Origin of the sequence: Streptomyces sp. NPDC051315 (genome assembly GCF_044455165.1) — a bacterium.
Lineage (GTDB): Bacteria > Actinomycetota > Actinomycetes > Streptomycetales > Streptomycetaceae > Streptomyces.
Map to the genome: position 1 here is coordinate 592,688 of NZ_JBITEN010000001.1, position 19,046 is coordinate 611,733.

At 75.8% G+C, this 19,046-nt stretch carries 12 protein-coding genes and 2 pseudogenes; 11 read left to right on the forward strand and 3 right to left on the reverse strand.

Going from position 1 to position 19,046, the window contains the following annotated elements:
- Positions 1-65 precede the first annotated feature (65 nt).
- A complete protein-coding gene (locus ACIBBD_RS02785; RefSeq protein ID WP_399417460.1) occupies positions 66-926 on the reverse strand; it encodes an SMP-30/gluconolactonase/LRE family protein in 861 nt (286 codons plus the stop codon).
- Positions 923-1,696: an IclR family transcriptional regulator gene (locus ACIBBD_RS02790; protein ID WP_399417461.1), complete on the reverse strand. Its 774-nt coding sequence runs from the start codon at positions 1,694-1,696 to the stop codon at positions 923-925. The genes ACIBBD_RS02785 and ACIBBD_RS02790 overlap by 4 nt, the downstream gene beginning before the upstream one ends.
- A 257-nt stretch (positions 1,697-1,953) precedes the next feature.
- On the opposite strand from ACIBBD_RS02790, the gene ACIBBD_RS02795 reads away from it, so the two are divergent.
- Positions 1,954-2,589: a hypothetical protein gene (locus ACIBBD_RS02795; RefSeq protein WP_399417462.1), complete on the forward strand. Its 636-nt coding sequence runs from the start codon at positions 1,954-1,956 to the stop codon at positions 2,587-2,589.
- Between the two features lie 88 nt (positions 2,590-2,677).
- On the opposite strand, the pseudogene ACIBBD_RS02800 reads toward ACIBBD_RS02795, so the two are convergent.
- Positions 2,678-3,547 (reverse strand): annotated as a pseudogene (locus ACIBBD_RS02800) (RimK family alpha-L-glutamate ligase).
- 487 nt (positions 3,548-4,034) lie between these two features.
- On the opposite strand from ACIBBD_RS02800, the gene ACIBBD_RS02805 reads away from it, so the two are divergent.
- The 10 genes and pseudogenes from ACIBBD_RS02805 to ACIBBD_RS02850 all read left to right on the forward strand — a co-directional run bounded on the left by ACIBBD_RS02805 (position 4,035) and on the right by ACIBBD_RS02850 (position 19,036).
- A complete protein-coding gene (locus ACIBBD_RS02805; RefSeq protein ID WP_399417463.1) occupies positions 4,035-5,480 on the forward strand; it encodes an acyl-CoA synthetase in 1,446 nt (481 codons plus the stop codon).
- Positions 5,477-6,811, forward strand: coding sequence for a carboxyl transferase domain-containing protein (locus ACIBBD_RS02810; protein WP_399417464.1), 1,335 nt, complete (start codon positions 5,477-5,479; stop codon positions 6,809-6,811). The genes ACIBBD_RS02805 and ACIBBD_RS02810 overlap by 4 nt, the downstream gene beginning before the upstream one ends.
- A gap of 165 nt (positions 6,812-6,976) precedes the next feature.
- Positions 6,977-7,348 (forward strand): CU044_2847 family protein, encoded by a 372-nt coding sequence (locus ACIBBD_RS02815; protein WP_399417465.1) that lies wholly within the window; start codon positions 6,977-6,979, stop codon positions 7,346-7,348.
- Complete coding sequence (locus ACIBBD_RS02820; RefSeq protein ID WP_399417466.1) at positions 7,345-9,042, forward strand: trypsin-like peptidase domain-containing protein; 1,698 nt, start codon at positions 7,345-7,347, stop codon at positions 9,040-9,042. The genes ACIBBD_RS02815 and ACIBBD_RS02820 overlap by 4 nt, the downstream gene beginning before the upstream one ends.
- An 88-nt stretch (positions 9,043-9,130) precedes the next feature.
- Positions 9,131-10,249, forward strand: a complete 1,119-nt coding sequence (locus ACIBBD_RS02825; protein ID WP_399417467.1) for an AAA family ATPase — start codon at positions 9,131-9,133, stop codon at positions 10,247-10,249.
- Positions 10,239-14,321: an SAV_2336 N-terminal domain-related protein gene (locus ACIBBD_RS02830; RefSeq protein WP_399417468.1), complete on the forward strand. Its 4,083-nt coding sequence runs from the start codon at positions 10,239-10,241 to the stop codon at positions 14,319-14,321. Before ACIBBD_RS02825 ends, ACIBBD_RS02830 begins: the two co-directional genes overlap by 11 nt.
- A 194-nt stretch (positions 14,322-14,515) precedes the next feature.
- On the forward strand, positions 14,516-15,079 hold the full coding sequence (locus ACIBBD_RS02835; RefSeq protein ID WP_399417469.1) for a dihydrofolate reductase family protein: 564 nt from the start codon (positions 14,516-14,518) through the stop codon (positions 15,077-15,079).
- A 393-nt stretch (positions 15,080-15,472) separates the two neighbouring features.
- Entirely contained in the window at positions 15,473-16,510 is a 1,038-nt protein-coding gene (locus ACIBBD_RS02840) for a rod shape-determining protein (protein WP_399417470.1), read from the forward strand.
- 436 nt (positions 16,511-16,946) lie between these two features.
- Positions 16,947-17,150: pseudogene (locus ACIBBD_RS02845) on the forward strand (cellulase); the annotation flags it as partial.
- Positions 17,151-17,281: 131 nt separating this feature from the next.
- The gene (locus ACIBBD_RS02850; protein WP_399417471.1) at positions 17,282-19,036 is read left to right on the forward strand and encodes a protein kinase; all 1,755 of its coding nucleotides are present in this window, start codon (positions 17,282-17,284) and stop codon (positions 19,034-19,036) included.
- The last annotated feature ends 10 nt before the right edge of the window (positions 19,037-19,046 follow it).

Sequence of the window (19,046 nt, forward strand, 5' to 3'; positions counted from 1 at the left end):
CGGGTCCGCCCGCACCCACCCGAGCCGCGCCAGGCAACCCGCGTGCCGCGGCTGAGCGGGTGGGGTCAGCCCGCGAACGTCGGTTGCGGGAGCCCCTTGCCCGCGGACGGGACCACCAGGAGCGACCCCGCGACCGGGTGCGGGGTGTCCAGGCCCACCCGGGCTGTCGTGATGTAGAGGTCGGTCAGGTCCGCTCCGCCGAAGGCGCACGCCGTGACCCGTGGGGTCGGCAGTTCGATCACCCGGTCCAGGGCACCCGCCGGCGTGTAACGCCGTACCGCTCCCCCGTCCCACAGGGCCACCCACACGCAGCCGTCCGCGTCGACGGTCAGGCCGTCCGGGAACCCCGCGCCCTCCTCGATCTCCACGAACGTCCGGCGGCCGGACACCCGTCCGTCGGCGTGGTCGAAGACGTCGACGCGGCGGGTCGGGGAGTCGATGTAGTACATGAGGCGGCCGTCCGGGCTCCAGCCCGTGCCGTTGCTCACCGCCACGTCGTCGAGGACCACCTCGACCGAGCCGTCACCGGTGAGACGGGACAGGGTGCCGCCGCCGGGCGCCTCGTCGTAGCGCATGGTGCCCGCCCACAGGGAGCCGTCGGGAGCCACGGCGGCGTCGTTGGCGCGGCGGCCGGGGACGGGCTCGTGGTGGAGCCAGCGGAAGCTGTCGTCCGGGTCCAGCAGGCCCACCCCGTCCCGCAGGTTCAGGACCAGGCCGCCGCCCGCGCGGGGCTTGGCCGCTCCCACGTGCTGGTCGGTGACCCGGACCGCGCGGCGCCCGGTGGCGGGGTCGTAGGTGTGCAGGCGGGAGCCCAGGATGTCGAGCCAGAGCAGGGTGCCGGTCGCCGGGTCCCAGGTCGGCCCCTCGCCGAGGCTCGCCTCGGCGCGGACCGCCACCTCGTACGTCCGGGTGTACGTCGTCGTCATGCCACGCTCCGGTAGCCCAGGAGCTCGGACAGCTCGGCGGCGCCCTTGGCGGCGAGCTGCTCCAGTTCGGCGCGGCGCTCGTCGCTCCAGCGGATCATGGGGACGGAGATGGACAGGGCGGCGACGACCTGGCCGGTGCGGTCACGGACCGGGGCGGCCACGCAGCTGACGTCGGGATTGGACTCACGGCTCTCCACCGCGATGCCCCGCTCCCGGATCTCCGCGAGGGCCTCCCGCAGGGCGCCCGGCTCGGTGATGCTGTTCGGGGTCATCCGGATCAGGTCCGCGTCGTCGGGGATGCGGGCGGACAGCTCGGACTCGGGGAGGGAGGCCAGCAGCATCTTGCCGACGGAGGTGCAGTGCGCGGGGAGGCGACGGCCGGCCGCGGACACCATGCGTACGGCGTGCGTGGAATCGACCTTGGCGATGTAGATGACGTCGGTACCCTCGAGGATGGCCACGTGGACCGTCTCGTCACAGGTCTCCGCGACGGTACGGGCCACCTGCTGCCCCTCCGCGGCCAGGTCGAGGTGCTCGGCGTACCGGCTGCCGAGCTGGTACGGACGTACGCCCAGGCGGTAGCGTCCGGGCTGTCCTGGCACGGGGACGATGTAGGACCGGGCGGCGAGCGTGGTCACCAGCTCGTGCACGGTGGTGCGCGGCAGCTGGAGCTTGCGCACGATGTCGGGGGCGGAGAGCGTCCCGTCCCCGTCGAGGAAGAGCTCGAGAATGTCGAGAGCCCGGGTCACGGCAGGTACGAGTCGTCCCACGACCGGCCCCCTCCCTTAGTCGTCTCAGGTGCCTGTGTTCGAAATTTCAACAGGCGATCGGCATGACGAACACAGGCTAGTCATATCGGTTGCGCCGGGCAATGGTCGTGAAAGGTACGCCTCACGGCCGGCGCGTGGATCGCCCGGCTCGCCACGGAGCCGACGGGCCGACCGGCCGACGGTTCCATCCGCCGACCGGCCGACGGTTCCGTCCCCGCCCACGGCCCGCTGTCCCGGGCGGGGCCCGGTGGGCGACGATGGACCGCATGCCGTCCGACAAGCGCCCCGCCGGCCCCTTCACGCCCTTCCACTTCCAGCTGGTGCTGCTGCGCCGCATGGCCGACCACAACCCCGGCCTGGTGGAGGGCGCCCGCCGTGAGCTGGGCGCCTCCCTGGCGGACATGCGCGAGGCCAACAAACGGTGGCAGGCGATGGTCCGCTCCCCGCGCGCCCGCGCCGCCGCCTCCCGGTACCGCTCGGTCCTCGGCGCCCCGGAGACCGCGCAGGCCCGCCGGATCGGCGACCTCGACTGCGAGGCGTGGCTCTGGCCGCTCCCCCTCTGGCCCGACCTGCGCTTCGAGGTTCTCCTCGCCCCGAACGGCGCCGTCTGGAACGAGTGGCTGGTCCGCGCCCCGGGAGCCGAGCCGCCGCTCCTGCGCACCCTCGACGACCTGGCCCCCTGGTCCTGCACGGTCGACGAGACCGCCCGCGCGTTCGCCCCCGCCCGACCGCTGGAGGGCACGGCCCCCACCCGCTGGGGCCTGACCTTCACGGCCCCGGACTCACAGGGCGTACGACGGGAGACCGTCGCCGAGTTCACGTGGGGCCTGCTGCAGCGGACGGCGGTACAGGGGCAGGGCGACGGAGCGTCCACGGGGACTCCACGGCAGTAGGACGGCACCCGGCACCAGGCCGGCCGGACAGCCGGCGCCGGAGTCCGGTGGCGGCCGACGGCAGTCGGACCACGGCCGCCGACGGCCGTCAGACCGCGGCCGCCACGATCGCCTCCGCCACCCGCGGCACCGACTCCGGGTGCAGCCACAGGAACAGGTTCGGCTCGACCAGTTCCAGCTCCATCAGGCGGGGTTCGCCCTCCTCGCCGTCGACGAGGTCGACGCGGGCGTAGAGCAGGTCGGGCGTGCCCGGGACGGCGGCCAGCGCGCGTTCGGCGACGGCCAGTTCGGCGGCGGTCGGCTGCCAGACCTCGAGGTCGGGATGGGCCACCTTGTCGGCGTCGTAGGGCGTGCCGGGGGCGAGGACGGCGCCCTTGCGGCTGGCGTGCAGCAGACGCCCGGCGAAGAACTGCAGGGCCCGTTCGCCCTTGACGTCGATGCCCTCGAGGTACGGCTGGAGCATCGCCGTGAAGCCCTCCGCGTGCATGCGCTCCAGATGGCGTAGGGCGGTGGCGTGCTCGTCGGGCCGGTAGCGGGCGGCGAACCGGGCGCCGGCGCCCGAGGTCGGCTTGAGGACGTACTCGTGGTCGGCGGGGAGGGCGGCCGGCTCGCCGGGGGCGAGGTACCGGGTGGGGACGGTGGGCACCCCGGCCTCGGCGAGCTGTCCGAGGTACCGCTTGTCGGTGTTCCAGCGCACCACCTCGACGGGGTTGGCGAGCCGGGTCAGCCGGGCGCAGCGGTCGAGCCACTCGGTGAACTCGGCCGCCCTCCAGCTGTAGTCCCAGGTGGAACGGATGACGGCCAGGTCGTAGGAGGCTCAGTCGGCGTCGGCGTCGTCCCAGTACACGGCCTCCGCCTCGGCACCGGCGTCCCCCAGCGCCCGCAGCAGGACCGGGAGATCGCGGTCCGCGCCGGGCTCCGGGCGGGGGTCATAGGTGACGAGGGCGATGCGGGGCACGGCGGATGACCTCCTCGGACGGCTGTACGACTCCCCGCAGGCTAACCGGGACCGTGACACCCTCGGCAACGGGTTTGACCTCGGCCTTCGGTGAAGCCCGGCATCGGTGGCGGAACGCGGAAGAGGGGTGCGGACGCACAGGGGCCTCCCCGGCCGTCGGCGTCTGCGCACGGGCCACCCGCCTGTCGCCGAAGGCCCTGCGCCTCCCCGACGACCGGGCCTGCTGCGTCCCGTACGGGTCGGCCCCGGCACGGGCTGCCGTCACTGCGCGGCCGGGCAGGTGGAGCGGGCCCGGCTCGTGGCGGGGCTGCGGCGTCCGGGGAGGCCGGGGAGGCCGGGGAGGCCGCCGAGACGGATGACGTGGGTGGTGCCGGGGACACCGCGCCGGCCTCCGCGGACGTGACGGGCGTCCATCCCCGCCGGCGCCGGATCGCGCCGGCCATGGGGTAGGAACGAGTCTGTCGTCCCCTGCCCGAGGAGTGTCCCGGTGTCGTCTCTCTTCCCGGCCCTGACGGAGCAACCGTCCGGCCACGTCGCCCTGCGGTTCGGTGAGCGGTCCCTGACGTACGCGGAACTCGCCGCCGCGGCCGGCGCGCTCGCGGGCCGCGTCGCGGGCCACGCCCGGGTCGCCGTCTGGGCGACACCGGAGCTGGAGACCGCCGTGGCCGTCGTGGCGGCGCTCGAGGCGGGTGTCGCCGCCGTACCGCTCAACCCGAAGTCCGGGGAGAAGGAACTCGGGCACATCCTCGCCGACAGCGCGCCCGCGCTGGTGCTGGCCGCTCCGGGCGCCGCGCTCCCGGCGCCGGTGGCGGCTCTGGAACGGGTCGACGTCGACGTGCACGGCACCGGCCCCGCCGCCCCCGGCCACCGGGCCTCCGCCGAGGCTCCCGCCCTCGTCGTCTACACCTCCGGCACCACCGGCCCGCCCAAGGGCGCGGTCATCCCCCGGCGGGCGATCGCCGCGACCCTGGACGCGCTCTCCGACGCCTGGCAGTGGACCGGGGACGACGTGCTGGTGCACGGGCTGCCGCTGTTCCATGTGCACGGGCTGGTGCTGGGCGTCCTGGGCCCGCTGCGGCGCGGCGGATCCGTGCGGCACCTGGGCCGGTTCAGCACCGAGGGCGTGGCGCGCGAGCTGGACGGCGGCGCGACCATGCTCTTCGGCGTCCCCACGATGTACCACCGGATCGCCCAGACCCTCCCCGACGACCCGGGGCTGGCCAGGGCGCTCGGCGGGGCCCGGCTGCTCGTCTCCGGCTCCGCGGCGCTGCCCGTGCACGACCACGAGCGGATCACGGCCGCGACCGGGCAGCGGGTGATCGAGCGGTACGGCATGACCGAGACGCTGATGAACACCAGCGTGCGCGCCGACGGGGAACGCAGGGCGGGGACGGTGGGCGTGCCCCTGCCGGGCGTGGACCTGCGGCTGGTGGAGGAGGACGGGACGCCGATCACCGCGTACGACGGGGAGACCGTGGGGGAGATCCAGGTGCGCGGGCCGAACCTGTTCACCGAGTACCTCAACCGGCCCGACGCGACCGAGGCCGCCTTCACCACCGACGGCTGGTTCCGGACCGGTGACATGGCGGTGCGCGAGCCGGACGGTTACGTCCGGATCGTGGGGCGCAAGGCCACCGACCTGATCAAGAGCGGCGGGTACAAGATCGGCGCCGGTGAGATCGAGAACGCGCTGCTGGAGCATCCGGGGGTGCGCGAGGCCGCCGTCACCGGAGAGCCGGACCCGGACCTCGGGGAGCGGATCGTGGCGTGGGTGGTGCCGCTGGACCCCCAGGAACCGCCCGGCGAGATGGAGCTGGCGGACCATGTCGCGCGGCGGCTCGCTCCGCACAAGCGGCCCCGGGTCGTGCGGTACCTCGACGCGCTGCCCCGCAACGACATGGGGAAGATCATGAAGCGGGCGCTGGCCTCGTGAGCGGCGCCCTGCGGCTCGGCGCGCGGGAGGTCGTCGCGCTCGTCTCCGACGCGTTCACCGAACTCCCCCACCCCGACCGGGATCCGGTGCCCGACGGCCCGCTCGCCTGGCCGGGCTACGACGACTCCCGCGCCCGTGCCACCGAACGCACCGGCGAGTCGGAGTCCGTGGTCTGCGGCACCGCGAGCGTCGAGGGCACCCGGGCGGTGCTGATCGCGTTCGAGTTCGGCTTCCTGGGCGGTTCGCTGGGCGAGCGCACCGGCGACCGACTGGAAGCCGCGTACACCTACGCCCGTGCACACCGGCTCCCCGTCGTCCCTCTCGTCGCCACCGGCGGCAGCCGGATGCAGGAGGGCATGCTCGCCCTCACCCAGCTCCAGCGGGTGGCCCGGCAGTCGGCGCTCACCCGGGAGGCGGGGCTGCCGCAGATCGCCGTGGTGCGGGACCCCACGACCGGCGGCGGCTGGGCCACCCTGGGCGCGGGCGCCGACGTCATCCTCGCGCTGCCGGGCGTCCAGGTCGGCTTCGCGGGGTCGCGGGTGCGGCCGGCGGACGCCGACCCGGCGGCCTACACGGCCGAGGCGCAGGTCGCGGCGGGGTCGGCGGACGCGGTCGTGGCGCCGGAGCGGCTGCGGGAGACGCTGGGGCGGTGGCTGCGGCTGCTGACCGCGCCGTCGGACGAACCGGCGCCCGTGCCGCGGGCCCTCGGGGCGAGGGACCTGCCGGCCTCGGGATGGGACGCCGTCCGGCGCGCCCGCGCGCCGGAACGCCCGCGCGCCGGCCGTTACCTGGACGCCTACTTCACCGACCGGGTCGCGATACGCGGCGACCGCTGCGGTGGCGCCGATCCGGACGGCATGCTCTGCGGCTTCGGCGAGCACGAGGGCCGTACGGTCGCGTACGCCGCCCAGACGGGTGCCGCGACCCGGCCCGCCGGGTACCGCACCGCCACCCGGCTGATCCGGCTCGCGGACCGGCTCGGCATCCCGGTGCTGACCCTGGTCGACACCCCGGGCGCGGCCAACGACGCCGAGGCGGAACGGCAGGGGGCGGGCGCGGCGATCGCCGAGCTGTTCGGCGCGGTCGCCACCGCGCGTACGCCGGTCACCACGCTGGTGATCGGCGAGGGCGGCTCCGGCGGGGCACTGGCGCTGGCCGCGCCGGGGCGCACCTGGGCCACCCCGGACAGCTACTTCTCGGTCATCGCTCCGGAGTCGGCCGCGGCGATCCTCAAACGGCCCCCGGAGGAGGTCGAGGCGACGGCGAACCAACTCCGCGTCCGCCCCCAGGATCTGGCGGAGCTGGGGCTGATCCGGACGGACGGGCCGTGAGGTGGCCGGTTTCCGTCGTCGTCGGCCGTCACCGGGGTCGGAAACAGGACAACCTCACGTACCGTCCGTAACAATGACGGTGCTCAGAGCCGCAGTAGGACGGTACGACGGGCATCGACGCGCGGGACACGCACGGACAGGCACGACGGGGACGACGGGGGCGCCGTGGCAGGACTGGTGGAGTTCAGGACGGACGACGGTGCCGTGGTCGCCGTCGAGGCCGTCGAGGAACAGCGGCCCGGATCCCGTCTCGTGGCCCGGGGCGACGGCACGGTCCAGGCCGCCCGCACGTTCGAGGGTGCCCTGGAGGGCGTGCGCTCGGCCGCGGAGTCCGCGCTGCGGGTGTTCCGGGACGGCGCGCTGCGGCCCGACGGGGTGGAGATCGAGTTCGGCGTGAAGCTGGCGGCCGAGACGGGCGCGATCATCGCCAAGGGCACGGCGGAGGGCCATCTCGTGGTCAGGCTGACCTGGTCCCCCTCCTCCCCCGGCCGGCCGGAGCCGTCCGCGGCCCCGCCGGAGCCGTCCGCCGCCTCATGAGGAGCGCCGAGTGGCACGCCCGGATCGAATGCGCCGGCCAGGTCGTCGGAGCGGGCTTCCTGGTGACCCCGCGCAAGGTCCTGACCTGCGCGCACGTGGTGCACGAGGGCCCGGCCGACGCGTTGACGGTGACCTTCACCGAGCGCCCCGGCTCAGCCCCCGTCCCGGCGAGGGTCGTCGCCGACGGCGGCTGGGCCGGCGGCACCACCGACCTCGGTGACCTCGCCGTACTGGAACTGGCGGACGAGGTCCCGATCGAGCCGGCCGCGCTCGCGCCCGTCGGCGCGGCACACGGCCGGCAACCGCGCAAGCTCGTCGTGTACGGCTTCCCGCTCGGCTTCGACGAGGGCACGCTCGCCGAATACCGCATCACCGCACCGCAGTTGCTGCGACGGGAGTGGATCCAGCTGGAGGCGTGGGCGCCCGGCGGGCAGCCGCTCGCCCCCGGGTTCAGCGGTGCCGCGGTCGCCCTCGTCGACACCGGCGAGGTCGTCGGCATGGTCACGGCGGCGGCCGGGGCGCAGGGAGTGCGCAACGGGCGGATGATGCCCACCGAGGTCATGGCCCGCTACTGGCCCGGCCTCACGGGGCTCGTCCCCACCTCCGACCACCGCACCGCCGACCGCGCCCGGCTGCGCGAGCTGGTCGAGCGGGCCGTGCGCGCCGGCCTGGAGTGCGACCCCGTACGGCTCTACCGGGCCGCCGCCGGCCCCTTCGACCCGGAGCCGCCGGAGGAGGGGTTCGACTCGCTGCGCTCGGCCGCCCTGTTCGTGCTGTGCGAGATCGACGGGGAGGACGCGGCCGGCACCGTCGCCCGCTTCACCTCACACGTCGAGGCCCTGTTCCGGGCGCCCGTCGGGACGCCCGCCGCCCCCGACTGGTCGCCCATCCTCGTCGACCTCCAGCACAGCGGCGCGGGCGACGGGCAGGTCCTCGTCGAGGTGTCCGCGTACAGCGGGGGGCGGCGGCATCCGGTCGGCTCCGACACCGTCCCGCGGGCCCGGTTGTCCGCGTACGTCCAGGACCGTATCGAGGCCGCCTTCGGCCATCTGACGCCGGGCTCCGACGAGTTGATCGCGTTCGCGCTGCCCCGCGACTGGATCGACCTGCCCGTCGACCGCTGGGCGAGCGCACCCGACGACGACACCCCGCTCGGCTGTGTGTACCCGCTGGTCGTCACCGACCAGGCGCGCCGCAGGGCCGGCGCCCGGCACCAGCTGACCCGCGTGTGGAACCGGCTCGACTCGCTGCCGGGGGCGCGCGTGCACCGCGTCGAGTGCGGCGGCGCCGAGGAACCCGCCCGGCTGCGGGTGCGGCTGCGCAAGCCCGACGCCTGTCTCGCCGGTTTCGCCACCGCCCCTGCCGCGGCCCGCACCCGCGCCCACTTCGACACCTCGCTCACCGCGCCCGCCCCGGTGGTCGTGTGGTCCCGGGGCGGCTGCGACAGCGGCCCGGAGGAACCCTGCGCGGGCGGCGACGGCTGCGCGGGCAAGACGTTCCTGGACGAGCTCGACGCGGTCGTGTCCGGCGTCCCGCCCGCCGAACTGCCGCGCCGCGTCCTGGCCCTGCGCGAGGAGGCCGATGCCGAGGACGGCCACTGGGCGCGGGACATCCAGCTGCTGTGGGACGACCCGCGCGTCTTCACCGACCCGCACGGCGACGCCCCCGCGCACGCCCGGTCCCCCGTGGCCTGACCCGGCCCCGGCCCGCGACCCGTCACCTCTCGTCCGCCCCCGCACCAGGCCCGCCCGCACCCGAGTTCGTCGCACGGAGAGATCCCCCATGCCGCACTGGTCCGTCTACACCGGCAACAGCCAGCCGCACGACGGCATCGACCGGCTGCCCGACCCGCCGCCCTGGCGGGCGTTCGACGGCGAGCCCGTCCTGCGTCCGCCCCGGGACGGCGAGGACGAGGCGGCCGTCTCCCCCGACCGCGTGCACCGCGCCCGCACCTACGTGGCGAGCCCCGAGAGCGTCCAGCTCGTCAACGCAGCGCTCGTCCTGCGCCGCCCCCTGCTGGTCACCGGCCCGCCCGGCACCGGCAAGTCCTCCCTGGCGTACGCGGTGGCGCGCGAGCTGCGGCTGGGGCCGGTCCTGCGCTGGAACATCACCAGCCGTTCCACCCTGGCCGACGGCCTCTACCAGTACGACCCGCTGTCCCGGCTGTACGCGGCCCGGCAGGCGGCGTGGCGGGCGGGGGACGGCGTCCCGGCGCAGGGCGTCACCGCGCGGGGCGGGCCCGCGGCCGCGTCCGCACGGGGCGTGCCCGAGCAAGGCGTCCCCGGGCACGGCGCCCCGGAAGGCGGCGGCGTCGAGGACCATCTGCGTCTCGGTCCCCTCGGCACGGCCCTGCTCCCCTACGAGCGTCCCCGCGTCCTGCTGGTCGACGAGATCGACAAGAGCGACCTCGACCTGCCCAACGACCTGCTGAACGTGCTGGAGGAGGGCCAGTACGAGATCCCCGAACTGATGCGCGCCGCCCGCCCCTCGGGCGACGGCGGCACCGCCCGGGTCCTCGCCGACGGCACGGACGCCCCGGTGACCGTCGCCCGCGGCCGGGTCCGCTGCCGTGCCTTCCCCTTCGTGGTGATGACCAGCAACGGCGAGCGCGAGTTCCCGCCCGCCTTCCTGCGCCGCTGCGTCCGTCTCAAGCTGCGCCGCCCCGACCGCGAGCAGCTCACCGAGATCGTCCGCGCCCACCTCGACACCCCGCCCGCCGAGGCGGACCACCTGATCGGCCGCTTCCTCGCCCGTGCCGCCGACGGCGAACTCGCCACCGACCAGCTCCTCAACGCCCTCTACCTCACCGGCGTCGCCGGCCTGGACGCGCAGTCCCGCGACGCCCTCGCGGACGAGCTGATGCCGTACCTGAGCGCCACGGCGGACGGCGATGGATTCTGAGGGGACACCGGACGGCGGCGGCACGGCCGTCAGCAGGCTGGCCGCGCTCCTGACCGCCGCCGGCCGGACCCCGCCCACCCCGCTGGAGCTGGCGGAAGTGCTCTGGCTGGCCCGGCAGCTGGAGGAGGAGCGGCGGGAGGCGGAGGAGCGGCGGGAGGCGGACGGGGCGACGGCGCCCGCCCGCCCGGCCGGCCCCGACCGGGCGCCGGATCCCCCCTCGGCCCCCATCGCCGGGACGCGGCACGGCGACGGTCCCGCCACCCTGAAGCCCGCGGCCGAGCCGTCCCCGCCGGCCCCGTCCACCGACCGCGTCCCCCTCCACCTCCCCCCACCGGCGCCCCCGTCGTCCCCGTCGTCCGGTGAGCCGGGGCCGGGCGGCGGCACACCCCTGCTGGCCCCCGCGCCCCCGATGCTCCCCCGCCCCCTGGCCCTCCAGCGCGCCCTGCGCCCGCTGAAGCGGACGGTGCCGTCGGCGCGCGCCCGGCTCCTGGACGAGCGGGCCACGGCGGACCGCATCGCCCGGCTCGGCGCCCATCCGGACGTCTGGCTGCCCGTCCTGCGCCCGGCGCGCGACCGCTGGCTGCGCCTCACCCTCGTGCACGACACCGGCCCCACCATGCCGGTCTGGCGGCCCCTCGTCCGCGAACTGCACACCGTCCTCGCCCAGTCGGGCATCTTCCGCACGGTCACCCTGCACCCGGCGGGGCCCGACGGCCGCGCCCGGCACGTCCCCGACCCGGCGGACGGCCGGACCGTCACGCTGGTCGTCAGCGACTGCATGGGCCCGCAGTGGCGCCCCGGCCCGGCGGGCGACCGCTGGTACGGCGTCCTGCGGCACTGGGCGGCCCGGATGCCGCTGGCCGTCGTCCAGCCCCTGCCGGAACACCTGTGGCCGACCACGGCCCTGCCGGCCGAACCGGGCGTGCTGTCGTCCCCCTCCGCGGCGGCCCCGCTCACGGCCCTCACCTTCACCCCCTACGCTCCGGACGCCGCCCCGCCGCCCCCCGCCGCCGTCCCCCTGCCCGTCCTGGAACCGGGCGCCCCCTGGCTCGCCCACTGGGCGGCCCTGCTGGCCGCTCCCGGAGGCGCGCGGACCCCGGGCTCGGCGGCCTGGCTGCCCCCGCGGCCGGCCCCGCCGCCGCCGGCCGGCACGGCCCCCGATCCCGCGTCCCTCTCCGCCCGGGACCTGGTCCTGCGCTTCCGCGCCACCGCCTCCCCGCAGGCCTTCCGTCTCGCCGGTCACCTGGCGCTGGCCCAGCCCTCCGTCCCGGTGATGCGCCTGGTGCAACGCGCCGTGGACCGCGACCCCCGCCCGCAGCACCTGGCCGAGGTGATCCTCAGCGGCATGCTCACGGCCGTCCCCGGCCCACCCGGCTCGTACGCGTTCCGCCCCGGCGTCCGCGACCTCCTGCTGCGCACCCTGCCCCGGACGGCACGGGGCCGCACCCGTGAGTTCCTGGAGCGGGTGGGCGCACTGATCGACGAACGCGCGGGCCTCGCGGCCGGTGAGTTCCGCGCCCGGGCGGGCGACGGCGACGGCCGGGACAGCGGTCCGGCGTTCGCGACGATCAGCCCGGAGAGCGTCCGACGGCTGTCCGGCGTCCAGGAAGCGGACGGGCGGCTGCTCGGCGGCCGGTACCGCCTGGTCAGGAGGTCGGGCCCGGCCGACGGCGACTGGCTGGCGGAGGACACGCGGGCAGACGGGGCGACGGTCCTCGTGCGCATGTACCCCCGCCCGCCCGAGTGGCTCCACCGCGGCTTCACCCGCATCGCGCACGATCTCAGCCTGGTCGACCACCCGGGCATCGCGGCGGTCGAGGACTACGGATTCGAGGACGGCGTCCCCTACCTGGTGCGCGCGTTCGTCGACGGCCGGAGCCTGCTCCACCGCCTGCGGACCGCCCCGCACGGCCTGCCCCCGGCCGAGCTCGTCTCCCTCGTCCGCGGGCTCGCCGCGGCCCTGTCCGCCCTGCACGCACAGGGCAGGCCGGCCGGCGGCCTGAACGCGTCACAGGTGATCGTCTCCGCCCGTGGACCGGTCCTGACCTGTCTCGACGTCGTCCGGGCCGGAACCGGAAGCCGAGCGGAGGACCTGCGGGACCTGGCGCTCCTCGTCCGCACGATGCAGCGGGGGACCGGCGACTCGGGCATGCAGCAGCTCGCGCTCCCCTTCTCGGGGCTGTCCCTGCCGGAGGAACTCACCGAGGAGCTCGACGCCGCCGTCGCCGACCTGACGTCCGACGCGCGCGAGGCCCAGCAGCGGGGTGTCGAACGGCTCCTTGACCTGCCCCCGCCGGAGCGACCGGGGCGCCTCCTCGGGGAGGGCACGCGCCACGACGAGCCGCGCGGCCCACGGACCGGCACCCCCCGGACGGACCACGCCACCCCGCCCCCGGCCCGCCCCACCCTCCTCTTCCGCACCGACACCGACCTCGGCACCCGTCCCGAGGCCCGCATCCGCCTCGAGTACGCGGTGCACCAGATCCTCGACCGGGGCGACCTCACCCCCCAGCAGTACGAGGTACTGGTACGCCCCGACGGGTACCACGTCCGGATCGACCCCGGCGCCTACCTCCTCCCCGTGCTCGCCGCCGCCCTGCGCTGGCTCCCCGGTCCCCTCTCCGACCTGGCCGAACCGCCGCGCCTGCGGGTCACGTTCCAGCACGGCGACGGCCCGGAGGCCACCGAGCCCCCCGAGGGGACGGCCCCCGTCCTGATCCTCGTCCCGCCCGCCCTCTACGAGGCCTTCGCCGACAGCTCCGCCGCCTCCGGCCCGCACCGCTTCCGCCCGCTGCACGGCGGCGCCCCGGACGCCCCGCCGGTCGCCTGGTACTGCCCGCTGGGCGAGCCCCGCGCCGGGGACGAGGAGCGGGACCTCGTGCGGGGCCCGTTCATCACCCGGGACCTGGGGGAACTGGGCATACCGGCGCCGGGCCGCACCGCCGTCGTGCACACGCGGGCCGACGGCCCGCTCACCCTCCTCGACCCGGCCCAGCCGCACGGCGGACGCCCGCCCCGGCTGACGACGTACTACGAGGTCGACCTCACCCCGCACCACGCCGTCCACCGGCTGTCCCTGCCGAGTTCGGGCAAGGGCGACTTCACGGCCGTCGCCGACCTGACCTGGCGGGTCGCCGATCCGGTGGCCTTCGTCCGCTCCGACACCGCCCGCGTCCGCGACCGGCTCGTCGCCCACCTGCTGGAGACCGCGCCCCGCGTCACCCGCCGCCACTCCCTGCGCCGGGCGGCCGGTGCGCAGCGCGCGGTCAACACCCAGCTGGGCAAGTGGCCGGTGCCGGGACTCACGGTGACCTGCGAGGTGCGGCTGGCACCGGAGTGGGCGCCGGTCACGGCCGACGGCTCCACCGGAAGCCGGCCGCCGACGCCGGCCGGTCTGCTCGGTGCGGCCGAGACCGTACTGCTCGGCTTCGACGGGCCCCTCACCCGCCTGTTCACGGCGACGACCGGGCGCCAGGCGGCCCTGGAGCTGCTGGCGCTCGCCGCCGAGCACCGCGATCCGCAGGACGCGCTGACCGGCCGCCCCCTGGCGGTGGCGGCGGCCCGGGAGTCGGTCGTGCATCCCCTGGACGTGCTGCGCGTCTTCGCCCGCGACCCGCTCGGGCCCTTCCTGCGGGACCGGCTCGACGCGCTGGAGCTGCGGGCCCTGCCGAACGCGCCGACCACGCACAACTCCGTCGCCCTGGCGCGCGCGCTGTACGCGGCGGGGCGGCGGGTGGCCGTGGTGGCGGACGTGTGCGAGGAGGCCGTCCGGCGGTATCTCGAGCCGTACCGGCTGCCTCTGGCCGGGATGTACGGCCGGGGCGAGGACCTGACCCTCCTCACCCCGCACCCGGACTGCCTGCGGCGGGCCCTGCGCGACCCGGGCGTCCCCGCCTCCACGGGCGTGCTGATCGGCTCCTCGGTGGCGGAGCTGACCGCCGCCCAGCGGATCGGCCTGCGGTTCATCGGCCTCGCCCGCAATCCGACCGTCGAGCAGGAGCTGCGGGCAGCGGGATGCGAGGTGACCGTACGCTCGCTCGCCCCGGTGCTGGAGGCGGCCCGCGCCCTGTGACCGACGGCCACCGCGAGGGCGACGACCGCCGCGGCCCCGCACCCGCCCGGAGCACCTCCTTGCTCCGGCGCACCTCCGGGTACCGGTTGTCCGTGTCGGGCCACCGCGGATACACGCGCCCTTTCCGCCGTCGCCCTCCCCACCGGCCGAACTATGATGCGGGCTGCGGCCTGCGGAATCCTTGGAGAAGACGCATGAGCGATGTGGGCATCGGCACCGGCAGAGTGGTCGTGAACAGGGCGATGTCGCTGGACGGGTTCATCGCCGGTCCTGGCCACGCGATGGACTGGATCTTCGAGTACCTGACCGCGGACGCGTCCCCGGAGGTCATGGCGGCCACGGGCGCCATGCTCATCGGCCGGGGCACGTACGAGGTCGCCAAGCGGATGGCCGACCAGGACACCGCCTACGACGGGGGAGCACAGTTCGTCCTCACCCACGAGCCTCCCGACGAGCCGGACCCCACCGTCACGTTCCTCACCTGCGGCATCGAGGAAGCCGTTGCCACGGCACGCAGCGCCGCGGGCGGCAAGAACCTGGAGATCCTCGGTGCCGACGTGGCCGCCCAGTGCCTGCGGCGCGGGCTCGTCGACGAGATCCTGGTGTACGTCCTGCCGGTGCTGCTCGGTGACGGTGTCCGCTTCTCTCCCCCCGGCCTCGGCAGGATCGACCTGGAACCTTTCAGCAACACCCAGTCGGGCGCCGTCACGATGCTCCGCTTCCGTGTGCGGAAGCGGGCGCGGCCCTCCAGCAGGTGACACCAGCACGCGCGGACACCCCGCCGCACGATGCGCAGCCGAGTGCGTCGCTCCTCGTCCGTCAGCCGACGGGCGCGTACCGGCCCGGCCCTCGCAGGTTTCTCCCAGCAGCAGACGGCGGAGACCTGCGCATGACCGGAAACCGAGATCACCACGCCTCCGCCCGGCCGTTCGCGGTCGACGCACTAGCACCTCGGAGCGCTTTCCCCCGTCACTTACCTCAGATAAAAGGGATAAAACCCCCATTTGGCGGCTCCCCGCCCGGACCCTTCCAGCGGGCGCCCGCCCTCCCGGCCCCGCACGATGCGAAGGAGGCCACCGCCCGGCGGCCCCACGCACGAAGGCCCGCCGGCCCGGCGGTCGCCACGCTCTGCGCTCTCGGGAGGACCCGCCATGACCGCCAGTCTGGAGCAGTTGCGCCGCTGCCACTTCGCCGTCGACCTGGGTGCGGCGCGCACGCGGGTGTACGTGAAGGGGGCCGGGCTCGTCGTCGACCAGCCGTCCGCCGCCGCCGTGAACACCCGGACCGGCGCGCTGATCGCGGTCGGCGAGCTCGCCGAGAAGATGACGGGCCGCACCCCCCACTACATCCGCGTCGTCCGTCCGGTCTCCGGCGGCACGGTCGTCGACATCGAGATGGCCCAGCGCATGCTGCGGCATCTGCTCGGCGACAAGATCCGCCGCCAGCTGCGCCGCAAGCCGTTCCTGCGCGGCGCCGCCTGCACCCCGCACGACGCCGATCCGCTGGCGCAGCGCGCGGCGGTCGAGACTTTGGTCGGACTGGGCGCCCGGCGGGTGGAGCTGGTCGACACGCTCATCGCGGCCGCCGTCGGCTGCGGACTGCCCGTCGAACGGCCCGAGGCCACCATGATCATGGTGTGCGGCGCGGCCGCGACCCAGGTCGCCGTCCTCTCCCTCGGGTCGATCGTGACCGCCGAGCGCGTTCCCGTCGGCGGCGAGGCGGTGGACCACGCGATCGTCCAGCACCTGCGCCACGAACACGAGCTGATGCTGCCGAGCCAGTCCGTACGGCCGCTCCAGCTCGCCCTCTCCGGCAACGGCCTCACCGCGCAGGGCCCGGCCTCCACGGAGATCCACGGCCGGGACGTCGCCACCGGCCTCGCCCGTTCCGTGCAGGTCGACACCGCGGCCGTACGGGACGCGATCGAGACGCCGCTGACCGCGGTGCTCGACGGCATCGGCCGGGTCCTGCGGGACTGCCCGCCCGACCTGGTGGCCGATCTCGCCGACCGGGGGATCATGATGGTCGGCGGCTCCGCGTTGCTCCCCGGCTTCGACCAGATGCTGCGGCAGGCCACCGGCATGCCGGTGCACATCGCCGAACGCCCCGACATCTGCGCCGCGCAGGGCATCGGCGCGATGCTGGAGGGCAGGATCGCGCCGCTGACACTGGACCCGATCTCCACCTGAGCCGTTCGAGGCGCGACCCGATCTCCACCCGAGCCGCTGACGCTCCACCCGATCTCCACCTGGGGATCCCCCTCCCCTCCCCTCCCTCCGCCCCCCGAGGGCCCAGGTCGCGCCGGGCGCGCCCGCGGTGCCCCCCGGCCGGCCGCCGCCGCGTGGCGTGCCGCCCGCCGACCCGGGCGACGTCTGGCGCGGGGGGGCACCTTGACGATCACTGTGGCGGGTGCCACGATTCCGGCGCCGCGATGTTTACGTAAACATCAGACCGAGAGGTCGGTTATGTCCGCGCGAACAAGAGGATCCCCGAAAGGCCAGGCCATGCGCGAAACCCCCGCCGGAACCCGCCGCCGCTCCCCCGCCTCCGCGCCACCACCGTGGCGCTCCTGATCGCCGGGGCGGACACCACCACCCTCGCCGGCAGCCCCGCCCAGGCCGCGCCGTCCACTTCGGCCAGGCCGTCACCGGCACCTTCCGCGAGCTGAAGACGGGCTCGGAGTACTGGCCGGGCCTGCGCACCGACGACATGTACTCGCTGCACAAGCTCGTCGGCCACCCGGCCCGCCCCTGGCTGGCCACCACCAACCGGTCCGGCGCCGACCGCCTCGCCTGGGCGTGGGGACGCGGCACGGCCGTCCGTCCCTGACCCGCTCCGGTCCGGGGGCGGCCCGGTCCCGGCTGAAGTCGGGGAATCCCTGACCGCACGCCGGGGCTGGGCTAGCCTCGTCTTCTCTTGAGGGCGAACTGGCGTACGCAGAACATCACTTCGGGGGATCAGTGACAGAACAGACGCCGGGGTCACCGGACTCGACGACGAGCGCGGCGGCCGCCCTCCGGCAGGCCGGCGCCGCACCCCTGCGGCCCGGCGACCCGGACCTGGTCGGCCCCTACGTGCCGCTGGGTGTCCTGGGCAGCGGCGGCATGGGCCGGGTCTACCTCGCCCGTCCGGTGGACAGCAGCCCCGGCCTGGTCGCGCTGAAGGTGATCAGGCCGGAGTACGCGGAGGATCCCCGCTTCCGGCGCCGGTTCGAACGGGAGGCGTCGGTCCACGCCCGGCTGCGCACACCGCACACGCCGCGACTGTGCGGGACGGGCTTCCGGGACGAACTGCTGTGGATGGCCACCGAGTACCTCCCCGGCCTCGACCTCGCGGAAGCCGTACGCGAGGACGGCACCCTCGGCCCGGCCGCGCTCTGGCGGCTGACGGCGGAACTGGCCCGGGCGCTGGCCGCGCTGTCCGACGCGGGAATCGTGCACCGGGACCTGAAGCCCTCCAACGTCCTGCTCTCCGTGCGGGGCGCGCACGTCATCGACTTCGGCATCTCCAAGGCCGTGGACTCCAGCGCCATCACCGGCACCGGCAACCGGGTGGGCACCCCGGCGTACATGTCGCCGGAACACCTGCGGACGGGCCACTCCGACACGGCCTCCGACGTGTTCTCGCTCGCCGGGACACTGGTCTACGCGGCGACGGGCCGGGCGCCGTTCGGTGACGGCACGGGTGTCGACGTGATGCACCGGGTGGCGTTCGAGGAACCCCACCCGGAGCTGCTCGGCGAGATCACCGCGACGGACCCGGTCCTCGGCTCCCTGCTCTCCGCCTGCCTGGCCAAGGACCCGTCCGAGCGTCCCACTCCCCGGGCCCTGGCCGAAACGGCCGGGACCCACACCGCGACCGCCGCCCCCGACCGGCCCGAGCCGCTGGGCTGGCCCGAGCCGCTGGGCGCCAGGGTGCGGGCCCGCGGGCAGGCGTACGAGACCCTGTACCGCCTCCCTGTCACCACGGACACCCCCGCCCCACCGGCGGACACCCCCGCCCCACCGGCGGACAGCCCCGCCTCGCCGGTGGACACCTCCGGCAGCCCCGTGGCGGCCGCGCCCCCCGGACGGTTACGCCGCCCCTGGTCCCGGCGGAAGCCCCTCCTCGCCGCGGCCGCGGCCCTCGCCCTGTGCACGGTGGTGGCGGCCGTCTCCGTCCTCACCCGCCAGGACGCCCCCGCCTCGGCCCACTCCCCGGCACCCGGGACGACGTCCACCACCGGCGCCGTACCCGACGACGCCTCCCTCACGCCGGTCCCCGGTGCCCCGGCCGCCGAGGGCGGCGCCGACCGCGGCGCCACCGGCCCCGACGGCGCCGCCGGTGAGATCTCGGTCCGGGAGCCGGACCCGGAACCGTCCGGCTCCGCCACCGGCGGCGACCGCACGGACCTCCCGGCCCCCGGCGCCTCCGGCACCCCGGCCCCCACCTCTCCCGACAGCCCCTCCTCCGCACCGGCCGCCCCGCCGTGGATCTCCGAATGCACCCACTACGACGGCAGCGGCCGCACCCGACAGGGCGACAGCGGCAAGCGCGTGTCACAGGTGCAGTGCATGCTGACGCAGCGCGGCTACCCCGTGGGGGACGGCGGCGTGGACGGCCGGTTCGGACCCGGCACGGACTCCGCCGTACGGAGCTTCCAGCACGACGAGGGGCTGGGCGTGGACGGCGTCGTGGGCCGGGACACCTGGGCCGCGCTGCGGGCCGTGGAGTAGGGCCCGCGCC